This is a genomic window from Pseudomonas sp. BIOMIG1BAC (assembly GCF_001705995.2).
In the GTDB taxonomy this organism is placed as follows: domain Bacteria; phylum Pseudomonadota; class Gammaproteobacteria; order Pseudomonadales; family Pseudomonadaceae; genus Aquipseudomonas; species Aquipseudomonas sessilinigenes.
In genome coordinates this window covers 5,126,757-5,143,346 of the sequence record NZ_CP049045.1, presented here as the reverse complement: position 1 = coordinate 5,143,346, position 16,590 = coordinate 5,126,757, and the positions used below count along the sequence as shown (strand labels likewise).

At 59.2% G+C, this 16,590-nt stretch carries 19 protein-coding genes and 1 tRNA gene; 15 read left to right on the top strand and 5 right to left on the bottom strand.

The window, feature by feature from the left end; genetic code table 11:
• Positions 1–136 precede the first annotated feature (136 nt).
• From istA to ATY02_RS23780, 10 genes are all read left to right on the top strand, one after another.
• Complete coding sequence (gene istA / locus ATY02_RS23825) at positions 137–1,636, top strand: IS21-like element ISPpu27 family transposase (protein ID WP_115284415.1); 1,500 nt, start codon at positions 137–139, stop codon at positions 1,634–1,636.
• Entirely contained in the window at positions 1,629–2,432 is an 804-nt protein-coding gene (gene istB, locus ATY02_RS23820) for an IS21-like element helper ATPase IstB (protein ID WP_020300922.1), read from the top strand. Before istA ends, istB begins: the two co-directional genes overlap by 8 nt.
• 765 nt (positions 2,433–3,197) lie before the next feature.
• Complete coding sequence (locus ATY02_RS23815; protein ID WP_068581085.1) at positions 3,198–4,043, top strand: putidacin L1 family lectin-like bacteriocin; 846 nt, start codon at positions 3,198–3,200, stop codon at positions 4,041–4,043.
• Between the two features lie 488 nt (positions 4,044–4,531).
• Complete coding sequence (locus ATY02_RS23810; protein WP_068581083.1) at positions 4,532–5,386, top strand: putidacin L1 family lectin-like bacteriocin; 855 nt, start codon at positions 4,532–4,534, stop codon at positions 5,384–5,386.
• Positions 5,387–5,524: 138 nt separating this feature from the next.
• The gene (locus ATY02_RS23805) at positions 5,525–6,166 is read left to right on the top strand and encodes a hypothetical protein (RefSeq protein WP_068581080.1); all 642 of its coding nucleotides are present in this window, start codon (positions 5,525–5,527) and stop codon (positions 6,164–6,166) included.
• A 130-nt stretch (positions 6,167–6,296) separates the two neighbouring features.
• Positions 6,297–6,617, top strand: coding sequence for a hypothetical protein (locus ATY02_RS23800; protein WP_141698184.1), 321 nt, complete (start codon positions 6,297–6,299; stop codon positions 6,615–6,617).
• 127 nt (positions 6,618–6,744) lie between these two features.
• Positions 6,745–7,074, top strand: a complete 330-nt coding sequence (locus tag ATY02_RS23795) for an MFS transporter (RefSeq protein WP_068581074.1) — start codon at positions 6,745–6,747, stop codon at positions 7,072–7,074.
• Positions 7,071–7,415, top strand: coding sequence for a hypothetical protein (locus ATY02_RS23790; protein WP_068581072.1), 345 nt, complete (start codon positions 7,071–7,073; stop codon positions 7,413–7,415). The genes ATY02_RS23795 and ATY02_RS23790 overlap by 4 nt, the downstream gene beginning before the upstream one ends.
• 214 nt (positions 7,416–7,629) lie before the next feature.
• Positions 7,630–7,923 (top strand): IS3 family transposase, encoded by a 294-nt coding sequence (locus ATY02_RS23785; RefSeq protein ID WP_033974343.1) that lies wholly within the window; start codon positions 7,630–7,632, stop codon positions 7,921–7,923.
• Positions 7,920–8,786: an IS3 family transposase gene (locus ATY02_RS23780; protein WP_068580783.1), complete on the top strand. Its 867-nt coding sequence runs from the start codon at positions 7,920–7,922 to the stop codon at positions 8,784–8,786. Before ATY02_RS23785 ends, ATY02_RS23780 begins: the two co-directional genes overlap by 4 nt.
• 379 nt (positions 8,787–9,165) lie before the next feature.
• Here ATY02_RS23780 and ATY02_RS23775 read toward each other — a convergent pair.
• Positions 9,166–9,253: transfer RNA gene (locus tag ATY02_RS23775), tRNA-Ser, on the bottom strand.
• A gap of 123 nt (positions 9,254–9,376) precedes the next feature.
• Here ATY02_RS23775 and ATY02_RS23770 point away from each other — a divergent pair.
• On the top strand, positions 9,377–10,048 hold the full coding sequence (locus ATY02_RS23770; protein WP_022639478.1) for a Bax inhibitor-1/YccA family protein: 672 nt from the start codon (positions 9,377–9,379) through the stop codon (positions 10,046–10,048).
• Positions 10,049–10,131: 83 nt separating this feature from the next.
• Here ATY02_RS23770 and ATY02_RS23765 read toward each other — a convergent pair whose 3' ends face one another.
• Positions 10,132–10,569, bottom strand: a complete 438-nt coding sequence (locus ATY02_RS23765) for an Lrp/AsnC family transcriptional regulator (RefSeq protein WP_068581096.1) — start codon at positions 10,567–10,569, stop codon at positions 10,132–10,134.
• A 133-nt stretch (positions 10,570–10,702) separates the two neighbouring features.
• On the opposite strand from ATY02_RS23765, the gene ATY02_RS23760 reads away from it, so the two are divergent.
• The 4 genes from ATY02_RS23760 (at position 10,703) to ATY02_RS23745 (ending at position 15,227) form a co-directional block, all read left to right on the top strand.
• A complete protein-coding gene (locus tag ATY02_RS23760) occupies positions 10,703–11,596 on the top strand; it encodes a DMT family transporter (RefSeq protein ID WP_068581093.1) in 894 nt (297 codons plus the stop codon).
• An 80-nt stretch (positions 11,597–11,676) separates the two neighbouring features.
• The gene (locus tag ATY02_RS23755; RefSeq protein WP_164487334.1) at positions 11,677–11,832 is read left to right on the top strand and encodes a hypothetical protein; all 156 of its coding nucleotides are present in this window, start codon (positions 11,677–11,679) and stop codon (positions 11,830–11,832) included.
• The gene (locus ATY02_RS23750) at positions 11,829–14,099 is read left to right on the top strand and encodes an FdhF/YdeP family oxidoreductase (RefSeq protein ID WP_068581091.1); all 2,271 of its coding nucleotides are present in this window, start codon (positions 11,829–11,831) and stop codon (positions 14,097–14,099) included. Before ATY02_RS23755 ends, ATY02_RS23750 begins: the two co-directional genes overlap by 4 nt.
• Before the next feature lie 153 nt (positions 14,100–14,252).
• Positions 14,253–15,227, top strand: a complete 975-nt coding sequence (locus tag ATY02_RS23745) for a Dyp-type peroxidase (RefSeq protein WP_068581089.1) — start codon at positions 14,253–14,255, stop codon at positions 15,225–15,227.
• A gap of 58 nt (positions 15,228–15,285) precedes the next feature.
• Here the strand turns inward: ATY02_RS23745 and ATY02_RS23740 are convergent, their stop codons facing one another.
• The 3 genes from ATY02_RS23740 to cydB are packed head-to-tail and all read right to left on the bottom strand — an operon-like array spanning position 15,286 to position 16,580.
• A complete protein-coding gene (locus ATY02_RS23740; RefSeq protein WP_083235762.1) occupies positions 15,286–15,435 on the bottom strand; it encodes a DUF2474 domain-containing protein in 150 nt (49 codons plus the stop codon).
• A complete protein-coding gene (locus tag ATY02_RS23735) occupies positions 15,428–15,577 on the bottom strand; it encodes a hypothetical protein (protein ID WP_164485031.1) in 150 nt (49 codons plus the stop codon). The genes ATY02_RS23740 and ATY02_RS23735 overlap by 8 nt, the downstream gene beginning before the upstream one ends.
• Positions 15,564–16,580 carry a cytochrome d ubiquinol oxidase subunit II gene (cydB, locus tag ATY02_RS23730; protein ID WP_068581087.1) on the bottom strand — a complete coding sequence of 339 codons (1,017 nt, stop codon included), beginning with the start codon at positions 16,578–16,580 and terminating at the stop codon, positions 15,564–15,566. The genes ATY02_RS23735 and cydB overlap by 14 nt, the downstream gene beginning before the upstream one ends.
• Positions 16,581–16,590 lie beyond the last annotated feature (10 nt).

The window sequence follows — 16,590 nt, the reverse complement described above, 5'->3', positions numbered from 1 at the left end:
TTAGTGTGGTGCATATATATGTGTTGCCGCTGACCGAAAACTGACCCAGTAAAGGCTGTTCTGCCGACTGAAAACTGACCCAGGTGTTCAACTGCTTCTGCTCACTTTTCGAGCAGGAGAACACAGGGTGATCAGCATGGAAATGTTGGGAAAAATCCGGCGGATGTACTTCCGCGACAAGCTCTCGCTGCATCAGATAGCCAAGCGTACCGGACTGTCGAGAAACACCATTCGAAAATGGGTCAGAGCACCCGAAGCCACCCAGCCGGCGTACCAACGGTGCGCAACCTTCAACAAACTCAGTCCATTTCACGAGACGCTGGAGCAGGCGCTCAAGGCCGATTCGTTTCGGGCAAAGCACAACCGCAGGAGTGCCAAAGCACTCTTCGAACAGATCAAGGCCGAGGGGTACGACGGCGGCTACAGCCAACTCACCGCCTTTATACGCTCGTGGCGCGGCGAGCAAGGCAAGTCTTTACGAGCCTTTGTGCCGCTGACCTTTGCACTCGGGGAGGCCTTTCAATTCGACTGGAGCGAAGAAGGTCTGCTGATCGGCGGCCTGTTCCGACGCATCCAGGTCTCCCATATGAAGCTGTGCGCCAGTCGCGCATTTTGGTTGGTTGCGTATCCCAGCCAAGGCCACGAGATGTTGTTCGATGCCCATACCCGCTCGTTTGGCGCGTTAGGTGGGGTGCCGCGTCGCGGCATCTACGACAACATGAAGACCGCTGTCGACAAGGTCAACAAGGGTAAGGGCCGCACGGTCAATGCTCGGTTTGCCGTGATGTGTGCGCACTACCTGTTCGACCCGGACTTCTGCAACGTCGCTTCCGGCTGGGAAAAAGGCATCGTTGAAAAGAACGTCCAAGACAGCCGACGGCGCATCTGGCTCGATGCTCAAAACTGCATGTTCCACACCTTCGAGGAATTGAATGCCTGGCTCGGCCAACGCTGCCGTGCGCTCTGGGGCGAACTGCTGCACCCGCAGTACAACGGGCTGACCGTGGCGGACGTCCTGGAGCTGGAACGCGCTGAATTGATGCCGATGCCGACTGCCTTTGATGGCTACGTCGAGCGCACCGTACGGGTCTCCAGCACCTGCCTGATCAGCGTGGCGCGAAATCGCTATTCGGTGCCGTGTGAGCGGGTCGGCCAGTGGGTCAGCAGCCGTTTGTATCCTTCCCGGGTGGTGGTCATCGCCGATGAAACGACGATTGCCAGCCACGAGCGTCTGTTTGATCGAGATCAGGTCAGTTTTGACTGGCAGCATTACATCCCGCTTATCGAGCGCAAGCCTGGAGCGCTGCGCAATGGCGCTCCGTTTGCTGATCTGCCGAAGCCGTTGCAGCTGCTAAAACGCGGTCTGAGGCGTCACGCCAATGGTGATCGAGTCATGACGCAGGTACTGGCGGCTGTTCCCATCGCCGGGCTCGACGCCATATTGGTGGCTGTGGAGTTGGTACTTGAATCAGGCAGCTTGAGTGCTGAGCACATCCTGAATGTCCTGGCTCGACTGACATCGACAGCAGCCCCTCCGTCCGCCGAAACCAGCCTTCAACTCAAGATAGCGCCTGTCGCCAATACGGCACGCTACGACCGGCTCCGTACCACCGATGAGGAGACTCGCAATGCGTGATCTTATGGCGGAACTCAAAGAACTGCGTCTGCATGGCATGGCCAGCGCCTGGGAAGAACTAGCCTCGCAAGGAGAAGCTTCGACGGCATCCTCGAAATGGCTACTTGAGCATCTTCTCCAACAAGAACATGCGGATCGAGCGGTGCGCTCAGTGAACCACCAGATGAACATGGCCAAACTCCCCATGCATCGTGATTTGGCCGGCTTCGACTTCAGCGCTTCCAGCGCAGATGCCCGCCTGATCAGGGATCTGTCCAACCTGGAGTTCACCGATACCGCGCAGAATGTCGTGTTCATCGGCGGGCCTGGAACAGGCAAAACACACCTCGCCACCGCCTTGGCTGTGTCCGGGATCACGACGCATCACAAACGCGTGCGCTTCTACTCCACGGTGGATCTGGTCAATCTGCTGGAACGCGAAAAGTACGACGGCAAGACGGGCCGCATCGCTCAAGGGCTGCTACGAACAGACCTGGTGATACTCGATGAACTGGGGTATTTGCCCTTCAGCCAGAGCGGTGGTGCCCTGTTATTTCACCTGCTGTCCAAGCTGTACGAGCACACCAGCGTGGTGATCACCACCAACCTCAGCTTCTCGGAATGGTCGAGCGTGTTTGGTGACGCCAAGATGACAACGGCGTTGCTGGATCGGCTGACACACCACTGCCACATCGTCGAAACGGGCAACGAGTCCTACCGCCTGCAACACAGCAGCTTGGTCGCCCAGACGAAGATCATGTCACGTGAACGAAAGCGCAAAGACAATGATGGTGCCGAGGACGATGAGCTGTTTTGATCCGCACCAAAAATACCCTGCCGCATGCCCACATGCGGTGGGGGCTTAATGCCTCTTCCACCGGGACACGACTGCTAAGCTTATCCACAATTGCTGATGCCAAAATCAGCAATCCGCCCTGGGTCAATTTTCAATCGGCAGGGTGGGTCAGTTTTCAATCAGCGCCGACATATATATGCAACTTCCCGCCCAGCGTTGTGCTGGGCGGGAAGTTATTCATTTATTTCCCGTTGATGTAGACGCTTGGGCCCTATTTGCAACATCCAAGGATGTTGTTTGCCGTATCGACAATGATGAACGACCCAATGTATGGCACTCGGCCATCCCGTTGCGCATCAGCTTTCCATGCGGTGGTTTTAACCAGGTCAGAAGTTGGCGGGCCGTCAGGGGTGAGAGGGTCCAGCGATGCAATACTTACCTCTGTTGGCACAACACTCAGCCAACTTCCCTGTAAGGAATCACTGAATATCGAAGCCCAGCTATTACGCTGGGCTGCTTGGCTTCTAAAGCGTCAATGGGCGTGACAAGACTCAGCCGGGTCCGGTCTGCAGTGGATGCGAATGGTAAGAATAAATACTGGTTGCATGTACAGCATTTTACTGAGATAGTAATTTCATTCCTCGTGATCAATGGCAGTGAAAACCAGCTTGTTGTTGGTGCTGGCCTCTTGGAGCGAGTGAAAGCCCTGAGCTTCAAGCCATCGCCTTTGAGCGACATGAAAGCGGAATCCTCCGCGCCAAATCATTCGACTCAATAGGTATTCATATGGCTATACCAGCACGTATTCCGTTCGCGCAGAACGGTACTTCTACCTTGCTACCAAAACGCGAAATGACTTGGAACCAGTATCTGGACTCGCCCAATAAGCGATTCCGGCTGATCCTCCAAGCCGACTCGAACCTGGTTCTCTATGATGGTCAGACCGCTGTCTGGTCGGCTCAAGCAAATCAGCCTTACACCCAGTACGGTAACAAGGTTTATGAGAACACCCCGACCTCGTTCTACATTCTGTACTACGCAGTCCTGAAAGATCGTGAGCACGTCCGCACTTGGTCGACCTTCAACAGTACCCCACCGAATCGTGACGAGACTGCTGCTGCAGAGCGCACCTATCTCCGAGTGCAAGATGACGGCAACATTGTCATTACAGACTCCATCTCGGTATGGAGCAGTAACCCAGCGATTCCTCAGTCGCCTGGCGCTGAAGACTCCATCATCATTCCGCCAGGCACACTTGAGCGAGATAAGAAGTATGTGGCGGGTGGCACTACTTTCATCTTTCAAACTGACGGGAATCTGGTGATTTCCAACGGCCCGCTCGGCGTACTGTGGGCAAGCTGGACGCAGAACAAGGGCGCTGAGCGAGCGGTTATGCAAACCGATGGCAACCTCGTTATCTACGGACCGAATAACACCCCGCTTTGGAACAGCGGCACCGCTGGGCATCCGGGTGCGTTCCTGCGTGTTCAAGCAAACGGCAATCTGTCGATTGTTAAAGAACAGCCAGTCTGGGCGCGCTTTGGCTATACGCCAACCTTGGTTCCGAAGAACGTTTTCTACTTCGACAACTCCACCTGGACGACAAAAAACTTCTGGACCTTTCCCTTCTGAGATTGGGCCAAGAGGACTTTTTTGAAACGCAATAAATCGGAGCCCGGCCACAGCGCCGGGTTCTTTGTTCTTCGAATTTACCTGTAGCCAGAGCAGCTCTCGGGAAGGTCTGGACGTTGAGATCCGGATAGTGCGATGCACGAAATCAATGCCGGCAGCCCGCGCACTTTGACCTCACACGTTCATGGCGCATTGCGGAACAAGGATGGCGAAGTCGATGCGGTAGGGCGTCGAGGCTATGACAGCTATTGGTAGAGTGATTTTTGTAGGGGCGGGCAGTGGCTTACGACATACTGTTTGCATGTACAGTGTTTTATTGAAATAGTCATTCCACTCCTCGAGTGAATTGGAAGCGAAAACCAGCGTGTCGTTGGTACTTACCTTCCTCGACTTGTGTGAAGGCCTTGAGCCTCGAGCAATCGCCTATGAGCGACATGAGTGCAGCCAAGGCTGCGCAAACAAATCATTCGACTTTATAGGTGAGCAATTTGGCTACTTTTTCCGTCGCACCATTTACCAATAACGGCAACCCTGTTTTGCCGCCGCGTCACTTCATGGTTCCAGGCCAATATCTTGAGTCGCCGAGCAAGCGTTTTAAGCTGCTTCTGCAACCAGATATCAACCTTGCACTTTACGATAACGGCGCGCTGGCTTGGGTGGCTGACAACAACCCCTACACCACGACCAGCAGAAATCCCAATAACGATCTTGTGAACTGCTTTTATGTTCACACTACAGGGATTCTTGTAGACCACTCGCGTGGCCGGGCCTGGATGACCACAAACGGCGTTCCAGTTGGTGGTGACAAAGGCTCTGCGGAGCGTACATTCGTACAGGTCCAGGACGACGGCAATCTGGTGATTGTTGAATCGGTTCCTTTTTGGGCGAGTAATGCGGCCCTTCTCCCAGACTTTACCCAACCATCATTGGCCATTCCGGGTGGCACCACCCTGGAGGTCGACAAGCGTTATGTTGTTGGCGGCACGACTATGGTGTTTCAGTCGGACGGCAACTTTGTGGTTTCGAACGGGCCTTTGGGAGTTCTCTGGGCCAGTTGGACCCAGAACAAAGGGGCAACGCGCGCGGTCATGCAAACTGACGGTAACTTTGTCATCTATGGCGCAAACAACACCCCACTCTGGTACACGGGTACAGCAGGGCAACCTGGTGCAGAGCTGAAGCTGCAGGCCAACGGGCGTTTATCCGTGGTTAAAGAACTCCCAGTTTGGGCACGATTTGGCTACACCCCTACGGTTCGCCCGCGTCGACGTGTGATCTACCCAGGTAGCACTATTGAAAACTGGAAGGTCAAGGACTTCACGTTTGATAACGTCTGGGGCTGAGAGTTCGCGTTCTTCAGGCCGCACTCGGGTGGCCTGAACAATCATCAGCAAGAAAGCCAAGAGCTTCAATTCATCGCCTTTGAGCGACATGAGAGCGGAATTCTCCGCGACCAATAATTCGACTCAATAGTGAATCATATGAAGAAAATTGTCAGTGCCTCATTGCTTAACCTGCTAGTGCTTTTTGGTATCTCCATGAACGCCTCAGCAGATACGGCCATGTCTTGGAACTTGGCTAGAGATGTAATCCTGGCGAAGGAGAGTTCTCCGCCGGGCTCTACTTGGACGTTCATGCAGAACTCGTCTGGGGTGAACAAGGCCGAAAACTACGTCCAGCTGCCATATTTCAAAGCTGACTCCTGCAGTAGCTTGGCTGCTACGTGCTGGATGGATCAGGTTTCTGGTTCTCATGTTTCGGTTCACTTGAAACCTTACACCTACACTGCGAATGGCACCTTTTCCATCGCGGCCGGCAACGTTGCTTTTCACCCGGGGCAGAACAGCCAGACGGTCATCCGCTGGGCGAGCCCTGTAGTCGGAGAGGTCAACATCCTCGGGCGCGTCAACAGTGTTCACGATAGTTGCGGTGATGGTGTGGCGTGGTCCCTGAATCTGGGTGACACGGTACTTCAGTCGGGTAGTTTGGCCAGAGGTAACGGTGCTGTTTTTTCAGCAAGCAAAGTGCCCGTCACCAAATCGTCCGCCATTTACTTTGTCCTCGACAAGAAGGCCAATTACACCTGCGACACCAGCACCATTGACATGCTCATCACCAAGTAAACAGATCGCGCTCAGCCGTATCAGGCTGTAGTACCAACTGACTGAAAGCCAAGAGCTTCAAGCCATCGCCTTTGAGCGACATGAAAGCGGAACCATCCGCACCACTCATTTCACTCAAAAGGTATATCTCATGACTCAAGTTACTGTGGGTAGCAAGTTCATCAACCAAGTAGGTTACAGGCAATACGTCAATGCTCTTGTAGAGCCTGCGGCAAATACTACTGGCATCGTCATTCGTACGGTCTCAGCATGCGGTGGCCGTTTGTATGCGGATACCGTGAAGCCGCCTCTCAGCCATCGGATGGATAGTTACCCTGCAATTTTTGTGGCGTCGTCCGGTTCCAACTTCGACACTCTTCCATATGAACTGGTGGTTCCGGCTGGGCTTGGTATTTTCTGGGCTCCAGGGAATGACAACTCCAGCGTATGGATGACCTACGACAACCTGTAAGCGTTCATGAGCGTCCGACTTTTGTGCCGGACGCTCTGCTTCCTGCAAAAAAGCACATGAAATTCTCAATCCCATTGTGCTTCCGATGCCCTCCTTTTTCTTGAGTCATGCCCACGGAGTCGAGCGCATGGAGTTTCTGTACCGCCTGCTCGACAGGCTTGATACATGGTTTACCGCGGGATTGGTTGGTGCGTTCGCCGCGAGCTGGTGGCACCGCGACGACCTGGTAGACCGAAAAGCCTGGGCCGTCTTCATCTTCTCGGGTGCTGTCTGCGCCCATTACCTGACTGGACTGGTGAGCGCTTACCTGGGAGTGGTCGAGCCCCGCAGCGTTGCCGGTATCGGTTTCCTGCTCGGCACCTTCGGCGGTTCGTTGATCGCTGCCATAACCCGGGCAATCAAAGCTGCTCACCTTTGGGCGTTCATTCGTTCGAAGTTCGGGGGAGGTGGCACATGATCCTGGAACACGTTGCAACGTGGTCGGCTGGCCTGATTGCGTTATGGGCGACCTGGTGCTGCTTGAGCGGCATGGTCCGCGACGGGGTGCTGGGGAAGTTGATCTACGCGACCATCGCGCTGAGCGGCTACGCGCTGCTGGTACGCAATGACAGGCTGATCATGTCCCAGTCGGTGGCGGAGGCGACTTTGTACGCATCCCTGACCCTGGCCGGAGTTCGGCACGTCTTCATGGTCACGTACTGGCAGCGGGTGAAGGCCTGGTTGTGCCGGGCGCTGGACTGCGAGCACTGCCTGCGCTGCGACAAGGCGCCGGGCGGGATCGAGCGCCGGGGTAAGTAGTCCGCGCCACGTTTTCGAATGCGCCAAATAGTGGCGCGACTATTACTGATGACTACGCAGAGAAGCTGCAAGTGGTTAAGGGGGCTCACTTCCTCTGCACTGGCTGTCCTGGCTACTTGATAGTTTCCGATGGGTCAGAGATCAGAAGACTGGTCTGTCCCGGGCTGAGTGGACACTGACTTAAGGTGGATAATGTCCACCGCAAGGAGTGTTCATGACTCAGACCAGACGACGTTTTCCCGAATCCTTCAAACGCGAGGCAGTAGACCAGGTACTTGCCGGCACGCCGCTTCGTCATGTAGCCGAGACGCTCGGCATCGCTGAAAGCCTGCTGGGCAAATGGAAGCGCCAGTACGAGCAGCAAGGTGACGATGCCTTTCCGGGCAACGGCAAGCAGCGTGGTGAGAGCGCGGAGTTGCGTCGTCTACGCCAGCAACTGGCTCAGGTCACCATGGAACGCGATGTTTTAAAAAAGGCGCTCGCCATCTTCTCGCAGCCCACGAAGTGAAGTTCCGCGCCATCGAGGCGTTGGCTGGTCGCTATCCCGTAGCCCCAATGTGCCGGCTGCTGCGGGTATCCCGCAGCGGCTTCTATGCCTGGCAGCAGCGGCCACCTTCGGCGAGAGAGATGGCGAATCGGCGTCTGAGCAAGGAGATCCGCACCATTCACCACGAGGTGAATGGGATCTATGGCCATCGCCGAATCAAGGCCGAGTTAGCGGCCATGGGGCATGCGTGTGGTCGACACCGGGTTGCTCGACTGATGCGCGAAGCCGGTCTGCGCGTTCGCTCGCGCAAGCGCTGGCGGCTGGTTTCCAGCAGTCGTCATGCTCTGCCGATTGCCCCGAACCACCTGGATCGCCAGTTCGCCTCGGATCGCGCCAATCGGAACTGGGTCTCGGACATGACCTACGTGCGGACGGCCCAAGGTTGGCTGTATCTGGCAGTCGTGCTCGATCTCTATTCACGAGCCGTCGTCGGTTGGGCGATGCACCACCGCATGCAGCAGGCCTTGGTACACGCCGCGCTGGAGATGGCCATTGCACGCCGGCAGCCGAAAGAAGAAGTGCTGCTGCACTCGGATCGAGGCAGCCAATACTGCGCGTACGACTACCAGGCCTTACTTCGGCGACATCGAATCGTGCCCAGCCATTCACGTCCCGGGAACTGCTGGGGCAACGCCGCGATGGAGAGCTTCTTCCGTTCGCTGAAGGCTGAGCGGGTGTACCTGACGCGCTATGCCAGCTACCACGAGGCGAAAACCGACCTGTTCGACTACATCCGCTTTTACAATCACCGTCGCCGCCACTCGACGCTGGGCTATCTCAGCCCGATGGAGTTTGAGCGGCGCTATGCGAGCAGTAACTCTTAACTACCTGTCCACCAGCTCCGGGACAGACCAGAATGGGATCCTTAGGAGGGTTTTGGTTGGGCGTCTCGCTTCTATGGGCGAGGTCGTCACTTGATACCACTCGATTTTGCTGAGCGGGTCAATGGGGCCTTGGCTGCAGGATGAGATTCCTGACAGCTAGGAGGGTACTGGTGAGAGACAAGTGTTCAGTAGGTGAGGAAAATGCAGGACAGCTCCCAGGTCGGACCATGGGTTCTGGCGTTCTGTCGGCAAGGTGCCGTAGGAGGGTAGTTGCGGAAACTAAAGAAATGACGCGGAAACGGTCAGTTGATGACGGTAAGCGACCGTGAGCAGCAGAAACAAAAAAGCCCTGAATAATCAGGGCTTTATCGTAGAGATTTGGCGGAGGCGTAGAGATTCGAACTCTAGGACCTGTTACAGTCGGCGGTTTTCAAGACCGCTGCCTTAAACCACTCGGCCACACCTCCAGATCGCGTTGCGGGCGCCATAATACCCGAATGAAACACACTGTCAAACTCTCTGCGTCGCGAGTTACAGCGCCTCTGTTATCATCCTTGCCACTAAATGTTTCAACCAACAGGAGTGTCGCCATGCGCGAACAGGATTACGCAGTTAACAACGGCGTGCAGGCCGAGCAGCTAGAGGTTAGCCGCGTCCTGCGCAACACTTACGGCTTGCTGGCCCTGACCCTCGCTTTCAGCGGGATCATGGCTTATGTGGCGCAACAGATGCGTGTCGGCTACCCGAACGTCTTCGTCGTGCTGATCGGTTTCTACGGTCTGTTCTTCCTCACCAGCAAACTCCGCGACTCGGTCTGGGGCCTGGTTTCGACTTTCGCCCTGACCGGTTTCATGGGCTTTTTGCTGGGCCCGATCCTCAACCGCTACCTGGGCATGCAGGGCGGCGCTGAAGTGGTCAGCTCAGCCTTCGCCATGACCGCACTGGTGTTCGGCGGCCTGTCGGCCTATGTGCTGATCACCCGCAAGGACATGAGCTTCCTGGGTGGTTTCATCACCGCCGGTTTCTTCGTCCTGATGGGCGCCGTGCTGGCCAGCCTGTTCTTCCAGATCAGCGGCCTGCAACTGGCGATCAGCGCCGGTTTCGTGCTGTTCTCCTCGGTGTGCATCCTGTTCCAGACCAGCGCCATCATCCACGGCGGCGAGCGCAACTACATCATGGCTACCATCAGCCTGTATGTATCGATCTACAACTTGTTCGTCAGCCTGCTGCAGCTGTTCGGCATCATGAGCCGCGACGACTGATCCTCAGTTCCAAGCCTTGAAAAAGCCCGCTTCGGCGGGCTTTTTTATTGCCTGGGTTTTCTTGGCCGGAGCAGGGCGGGTGTTCACTCCATGGGCGGTAGGCGGCGCTTGATCGGTGATTTCTTGACGATCGAGGTGTTGGTCTCGGCGTACTGGTTGAGGCGGTCCAGCAGGCTGTCCAGTTGTTCCATGGAGCGCACCTGCAGGCGTGCAAAAAAACAGTCGTCGCCGGTGACCTTGTCGCACTCGGTGAACTCGGGGATCGCCAGGATCTGCCGTTCGACTTCCTGCAGTTTTCCCGGCAAGGGGCGGATGCGCACGATGGCCTGTAATTGATAACCGAGGAATTTGGGGTCGATTTCCAGGGTGTAGGCGCTGATCACGCCACGCTCTTCGAGCCGGCGCAGGCGCTCGGCGACACTGGGGGCGGACAGCCCGCTGATTTGCGCCAGGGCCTTGAGCGAGCGTCGGGAGTCCTGCATCAAGGCACTGATCAGTGCCTGGTCAATAGCATCCAGCATGGCAATCTCGTTAGGTTGATGGGCAGTTTTGCCTTGAAAAAAAAGGTACGGCACGAGTCTAGCCTAGGATTTGCCATGGCAGGCCTTGAAGCACGCTGCGCATAATCTGGCCACTGGTATGAGGAGCCTGATGATGGATGCATTGATTCGTCGCGGATCGCTGGAAATGAGCGCCGCCATGTTGATTTCCGGAACCATTGGCTGGTTCGTCCTGGTCTCGGGGCAACCGGTCTTGGACGTGGTGTTCTGGCGCTGCCTGTTTGGCGCCGCGACCTTGCTGCTGGTCTGCGCTGCCCTGGGTTTGCTGCGCAAGGATATTCTCACGCGCCGGGTCCTGCTGCTGGCGGTGGTCAGCGGCGCGGCGATCGTCGGCAACTGGGTGCTGTTGTTCGGCTCCTATTCCCGGGCCTCGATCGCCATCGGCACTGCGGTGTACAACGTCCAGCCGTTCCTCCTGGTGGGTTTGGGGGCGTTGTTCCTGGGAGAAAAAATCACGGCGCAGAAATTATTCTGGCTGTGCCTGTCGTTCGGCGGAATGCTGGCCATCGTCAGTGCCCATGAAGGGCAGGGCGAGTCTGGCGATGACTACCTGCTGGGGATCGGCCTGGCCCTGGGCGCAGCCTTGCTGTACGCCTTCGCTGCGCTGCTGATCAAACGCCTGAGCGGAACCCCGCCGCATTTGATTGCCCTGATCCAGGTCTGCACCGGCGTATTGCTGCTGGCGCCTTGGGCCAACCTCGGCACGCCACCCCGGGAGGCCAGCGCCTGGGCCAGCCTGCTGGCACTGGGCATCATCCACACGGGACTGATGTACGTGCTGCTGTACGGTGCGATCCAGAAGTTGCCCACGGCGTTGACCGGGGCCTTGTCCTTCATCTATCCGATCGCGGCGATCTTCGTCGATTGGCTGGCGTTCGGTCACCGCTTGGGCTGGCTGCAGTGGCTCGGGGTCGGTGCGATCCTGCTCGCCGCCGCCGGCATGCAGCAGGGCTGGAGCCCGAAGTTGCGACGCAGTGCCTTGCAGTGAGCGGGCCTGCACCGGTCGGCACCTGGCCTTGACAGCCCGGGGCGCAGCGCTAGATTTCAGCATGCGCCGCAACGTTTGCGATGCACTTTCTCTTGATCCAGCCGCCTGGCGATCCGGCCATCCGTGCCTGGATCATTGCCGGGTGCCTGGCCCTGCCTGACGCCGCCCCGGTGGTCGATTACCTGTCATTGCCAACTCGCGCCGCACAGGGCCGGTTGGCCCTGGAGCGATCATGAGCACTCGACGCAAGGTTCCCGGAATCCGCAACTACGATGGTCCCGCCGGTGGCTGGGGCGCGCTCAAGGCCACGGCCACGGCCGTACGCGAGCAGATGGACACCCTCAAGGCCCCCCTGACCCTGATGCGCACCAACCAGCCCGACGGCTTCGATTGCCCGGGTTGCGCCTGGCCGGACAAGGAGCACAAGTCGACCTTCCAGTTCTGCGAGAACGGCGCCAAGGCGGTGACCTGGGAAGCCACCAACAAACGGGTGACGTCCGAGTTTCTGGCCAGCCATCCGGTGGCCTCGCTGCTGCAGCGCTCGGACTATCAGTTGGAGGACCTCGGTCGCCTTACCGAGCCTCTGGTTTACGATCGCGCGAGCGATACTTTCAAACCGGTGCCCTGGCAGGCCGCCTTCGAGCGCATTGGCCAGGTCCTGCGTGGCCTGAAGCCCGAGCAGGTGGAGTTCTACACCTCGGGCAGGGCCTCCAACGAGGCGGCCTACCTGTACCAGCTGTTTGCCCGGGAATATGGCTGCAACAACTTTCCCGACTGCTCGAACATGTGCCATGAGCCCACCAGCGTCGGTTTGCCCAGGTCCATCGGGATCGGCAAGGGCACGGTATCGCTGGAGGATTTCGATGTTTGCGAGCTGATCATCTCCATCGGCCACAACCCCGGCACCAACCACCCGCGGATGATGGGCACCCTGCATGAGGCGTCACGGCGCAAAGTGCCGATCATGGTCTTCAACCCCTTGCGCGAGCGGGCCCTGGAGCGCTTCGCCGATCCGCAGAACATGGTGGAGATGGCCACCTATGGCTCCACGCGCATCGCCTCCTCGTACTTCCAGGTCAAGGCAGGCGGTGACGCCGCGGCGGTCAAGGGCATCATGAAGGCCTTGTTGGCCCTGGAGCAAAGCCTTGGGCAGGTGCTGGACCGCGACTTCATCGCCCAGCACACCCTGGGCTTCGCTGCCCTGGAGGCCGACCTGCACGCCACCCAGTGGGCGGATATCGAACAGGCCAGTGGCCTCAAGCAGAGCGACCTGGAAATGGTCGCCGCGGCCTATGCCAAGTCCAATGCCACCATCGTCACCTATGGCATGGGCATTACCCAGCACAACGAGGGCACCGCCAATGTGCGGCTGATCTGCGACCTCTTGATGTTGCGAGGCAACCTGGGCAAGCCCGGGGCGGGGATCTGCCCGCTGCGTGGCCACTCCAATGTGCAGGGCAACCGCACCGTGGGCATCACCGAAAAACCCGCGCAGGCGTTCCTCGACAAGCTCGAGCAGGTGTTCGGCTTCAAGCCACCGGCCAGCCATGGCCACGACGCGGTGCAAGCGATGCAGGCGATCATTGCCGGCCAGTCCAAGGCCCTGCTATGCCTGGGGGGCAACTTCGCCGTGGCCCTGCCGGACCCGGGCCAGTGTTTCCCGGCCATGGCCCAGCTCGACCTGAGCGTGCACATCGCCACCAAGCTCAACCGCAGCCATCTGTTGGTGGCCAAGGAAACCTACGTTTTTCCCTGCCTGGGCCGCACCGAAATGGACGTGCAGGACGGCATGCGCCAGGCGATCACCGTCGAGGATTCGATGTCCATGGTTCATGCCTCGGCCGGCAAGCTGGCACCGGCCTCGCAAGCCCTGATGTCGGAACCGGCGATCGTCGCCGGCATGGCCAAGGCGACGCTGACCGCGAGCAAGGTGCCGTGGCTGGAGCTGGTGGCCGACTACGACAAGATCCGCGACCTGATCGAGAAGACCGTGCCTGGCTTCGATGACTACAACGCCAGGATCCGCGTTCCAGGAGGCTTCCGCATGCCCCTGGCGGCGGCCGAGCGCCAATGGCTGACGCTTTCGGGCAAGGCCGAGTTCTTTGTCTTCCCCGGCTTGCACGAAGACAAGGAAGTGGATGGCGCCGATGTCCTGCGCCTGGTCACCCTGCGCAGCCATGACCAGTACAACACCACCATCTATGCCCTGGACGATCGCTATCGTGGGGTCTTCGGTCGTCGCGACGTACTGTTCATCAGCCCGGCGGACCTGGCGGCCCGGGGCCTGGCCCATGGCGACCTGGTGGACATCGAGACGGTGACCGACGGCCGGCGCCTGCGCTATGAGAACATCACCGCCATCGAGTACAAGATCGCCCCGGGCACCGTCGGCGCCTATTACCCCGAGGCCAACCGCCTGGTGCCGCTGGACTACCTGGACGTCGACAGCGGCACGCCGTCCTACAAGTCGGTACCGGTGCGGGTGCTGCGCGCGGGCGTTTAGCCGCCAGGTTGGCCATCCGATCCCTTGGAAGGTCCTGCGGAGCTTGGCGCAGCTTCGCAGGCTCGACAGCGACCACAGGAGTGGGTGGCTACGGCGCCGCAATCTGCTAATTTCCGTGGGTGATTTTTTCGACCGTAGCCTGTGGAATCCAACATGACGACACCTTCATCCTCGGCCGGGCGCCTGCCCGAGCCCCAAGCTGTCTGCAGCCCCATTACCCGCAGCGCGATCTTCATCGTCGCCACCCTGGCGCCCGGTGCCGAAGCGGCGCAAACCCTGCGCGAGTGGTGCGCCGATGTCGCCGGGCGAGTGCGCTCGGTGGGCAAGCGGGTACCGGCGGGCAACCTGACCTGCGTCTGTGGTTTCGGCTCCGCCGCCTGGGACCGGCTGTTCGGCGGGCCGCGCCCGGCTGCGCTGCATCCATTTCGTGAAGTGGGGGTAGCGGGGCGGCTGGCACCGTCCACCCCGGGCGACCTGTTGCTGCATATCCGCGCCGAACAGATGGACCTGTGCTTCGAACTCGCCACCCAGTTGCTCAAGCCGTTGGGCGCTGCGATCGAAGTGGTGGATGAGGTCCAGGGTTTTCGCTACTTCGACATGCGCAGCATGGTGGGTTTCGTCGACGGCACCGAGAACCCGGTGGGCCGTGAAGCCGTGGACTTCACCCTGGTGGGCGACGAGGACCCGCCGTTCGCCAATGGCAGCTACGTCCTGGTGCAGAAGTACCTGCACAACATGAGCGCCTGGAACGAACTGACCGTGGAGGCCCAGGAGCGCATCATCGGCCGGACCAAGCTGGACGACATCGAGCTGGCCGACGGGGTCAAGCCCAGCTGTTCCCACAGCTCCCTGACCACCCTCGAGGAGAACGGCGAAGAGGTGAAGATCCTGCGCGACAACATGCCGTTCGGCCGGCCAGGGGCCGGGGAGTTCGGCACCTACTTCATCGGCTACGCGCGCTCGCCGCAGCCGGTGGAACAGATGCTGGAAAACATGTTTGTCGGGCGGCCGGCGGGCAACTACGATCGCCTGCTGGACTACAGCACGGCAGTGACCGGCGGCTTGTTCTTCGTGCCTTCAGCCGAGCTGCTCGAAGACTTGGCCGAACGCGAGCCAACGCCCCTCTGAACGCGCACGCCCCCGACACGCAAGTGCGTGCCGGGGGCGTGTGGGTAATGGGCCTCTATCAGTGGCTGCGCATGCCCGCGGCTTGCATCAGCAGCCGCAACAACCCGGCCACCAGCCCCAGGCTGACCACGCTGGCCAACCAGATGCCGGCCATCCATAACAGTTGCCGCCACCCCGGAACGGGGCGTGTGACTTGTGTCTTATCCATGGGCCAGCTCCAGGACCAGGGCCGTGGTGCAGGCCAGTGTCAGTATCGCCCCCAGGTACAGCAGGCTCAGTTGTGCCACCTGGCGGTGCAAGGGCAGACGGGCCAGGGTTTCGTGCAGGGTTGGGTTCTCAGTGGTAGCCATCGCCGATCCTCACTTTGCCGCGGAACACGTAGTAGCTCCAGCAGGTGTACATCAGGATGATCGGCAGGATGAACAGCGTGCCGATCAGGATGAACAACTGGCTGGTCAGGGGCGAGGCCGCTTCCCACAGGCTGATGGACGGCGGCACGATGTTCGGCCAGATACTGAAGGCCAGGCCGATGTAGCCCAGGAACACCAGCACCAGGGTGAACACGAACGGCCAGTGCGAATGATGTTGGCGCAAGGTTCCGAGCAAGCCCCAGAACGCCAGCAGGCCCAGCACCAGCAGCGCGCCGAAGATCACGATATGGGCGTGGCCGAACCAGCGGGTGGCAATCTCCGGATGCAGCATGGGGGTCCACACGCACAGCACCGCGATCACCGCCGTCAGGGCGAACGCCAGGGGCCGGGTGTAGTGGCGCATGCGTGCTTCGAGCATGCCTTCGGTCTTGACCAGCAGCCAGGTGCTGCCCAGCAGCGCATAGGCCACCACCAGCCCCAGGCCGCAGAACAGCGGGAAGGGCGCCAGCCAGTCCAGGGCGCCGCCGGCGAACTGGCGATCGACCACCGGGATGCCGCTGATATAGGTGCCGATCACGATGCCCTGGCACAGGGTCGCCAGCAGCGAGCCGCCGATGAAGGCCAGGTCCCAGATATGCCGCTTCTCGGGGCTGGCCTTGAAGCGGAACTCGAAGGCCACGCCACGAAAGATCAGCCCCGCCAGCATGAACACCAGCGGCAGGTACAACGCCTCCAGGATCACCGAATAGGCCAGCGGGAAGGCGCCGTACAGCGCCGCGCCGCCGAGCACCAGCCAGGTCTCGTTACCGTCCCAGACCGGGGCCACGGTGTTCATCATCACGTCCCGTTCCCGGGCATCGGGGATCAGCGGGAAGAGAATGCCGAGCCCCAGGTCGAAGCCGTCCATGATCACGTACATCATCACCCCGAAGGCAATGATGACGCCCCAGATCAACGATAGATCTATGCCTTGAATAGCCATGATCGTTTCC

What these genes read in the sequence shown, in the direction of transcription:
- ATY02_RS23790 (WP_068581072.1), top strand. Translation starts at nt 7,071, where the DNA reads ATGATCCTGGAACACGTTGCAACGTGGTCGGCTGGCCTGATTGCGTTA.
- ATY02_RS23795 (WP_068581074.1), top strand. Translation starts at nt 6,745, where the DNA reads ATGGAGTTTCTGTACCGCCTGCTCGACAGGCTTGATACATGGTTTACC.
- ATY02_RS23740 (WP_083235762.1), bottom strand. Translation starts at nt 15,435, where the DNA reads ATGGATAAGACACAAGTCACACGCCCCGTTCCGGGGTGGCGGCAACTG.
- istA (WP_115284415.1), top strand. Translation starts at nt 137, where the DNA reads ATGGAAATGTTGGGAAAAATCCGGCGGATGTACTTCCGCGACAAGCTC.
- ATY02_RS23785 (WP_033974343.1), top strand. Translation starts at nt 7,630, where the DNA reads ATGACTCAGACCAGACGACGTTTTCCCGAATCCTTCAAACGCGAGGCA.
- ATY02_RS23800 (WP_141698184.1), top strand. Translation starts at nt 6,297, where the DNA reads ATGACTCAAGTTACTGTGGGTAGCAAGTTCATCAACCAAGTAGGTTAC.
- ATY02_RS23805 (WP_068581080.1), top strand. Translation starts at nt 5,525, where the DNA reads ATGAAGAAAATTGTCAGTGCCTCATTGCTTAACCTGCTAGTGCTTTTT.
- ATY02_RS23745 (WP_068581089.1), top strand. Translation starts at nt 14,253, where the DNA reads ATGACGACACCTTCATCCTCGGCCGGGCGCCTGCCCGAGCCCCAAGCT.
- ATY02_RS23765 (WP_068581096.1), bottom strand. Translation starts at nt 10,569, where the DNA reads ATGCTGGATGCTATTGACCAGGCACTGATCAGTGCCTTGATGCAGGAC.
- ATY02_RS23735 (WP_164485031.1), bottom strand. Translation starts at nt 15,577, where the DNA reads ATGGCTACCACTGAGAACCCAACCCTGCACGAAACCCTGGCCCGTCTG.
- ATY02_RS23750 (WP_068581091.1), top strand. Translation starts at nt 11,829, where the DNA reads ATGAGCACTCGACGCAAGGTTCCCGGAATCCGCAACTACGATGGTCCC.
- istB (WP_020300922.1), top strand. Translation starts at nt 1,629, where the DNA reads ATGCGTGATCTTATGGCGGAACTCAAAGAACTGCGTCTGCATGGCATG.
- ATY02_RS23815 (WP_068581085.1), top strand. Translation starts at nt 3,198, where the DNA reads ATGGCTATACCAGCACGTATTCCGTTCGCGCAGAACGGTACTTCTACC.
- cydB (WP_068581087.1), bottom strand. Translation starts at nt 16,580, where the DNA reads ATGGCTATTCAAGGCATAGATCTATCGTTGATCTGGGGCGTCATCATT.
- ATY02_RS23760 (WP_068581093.1), top strand. Translation starts at nt 10,703, where the DNA reads ATGGATGCATTGATTCGTCGCGGATCGCTGGAAATGAGCGCCGCCATG.
- ATY02_RS23770 (WP_022639478.1), top strand. Translation starts at nt 9,377, where the DNA reads ATGCGCGAACAGGATTACGCAGTTAACAACGGCGTGCAGGCCGAGCAG.
- ATY02_RS23755 (WP_164487334.1), top strand. Translation starts at nt 11,677, where the DNA reads ATGCACTTTCTCTTGATCCAGCCGCCTGGCGATCCGGCCATCCGTGCC.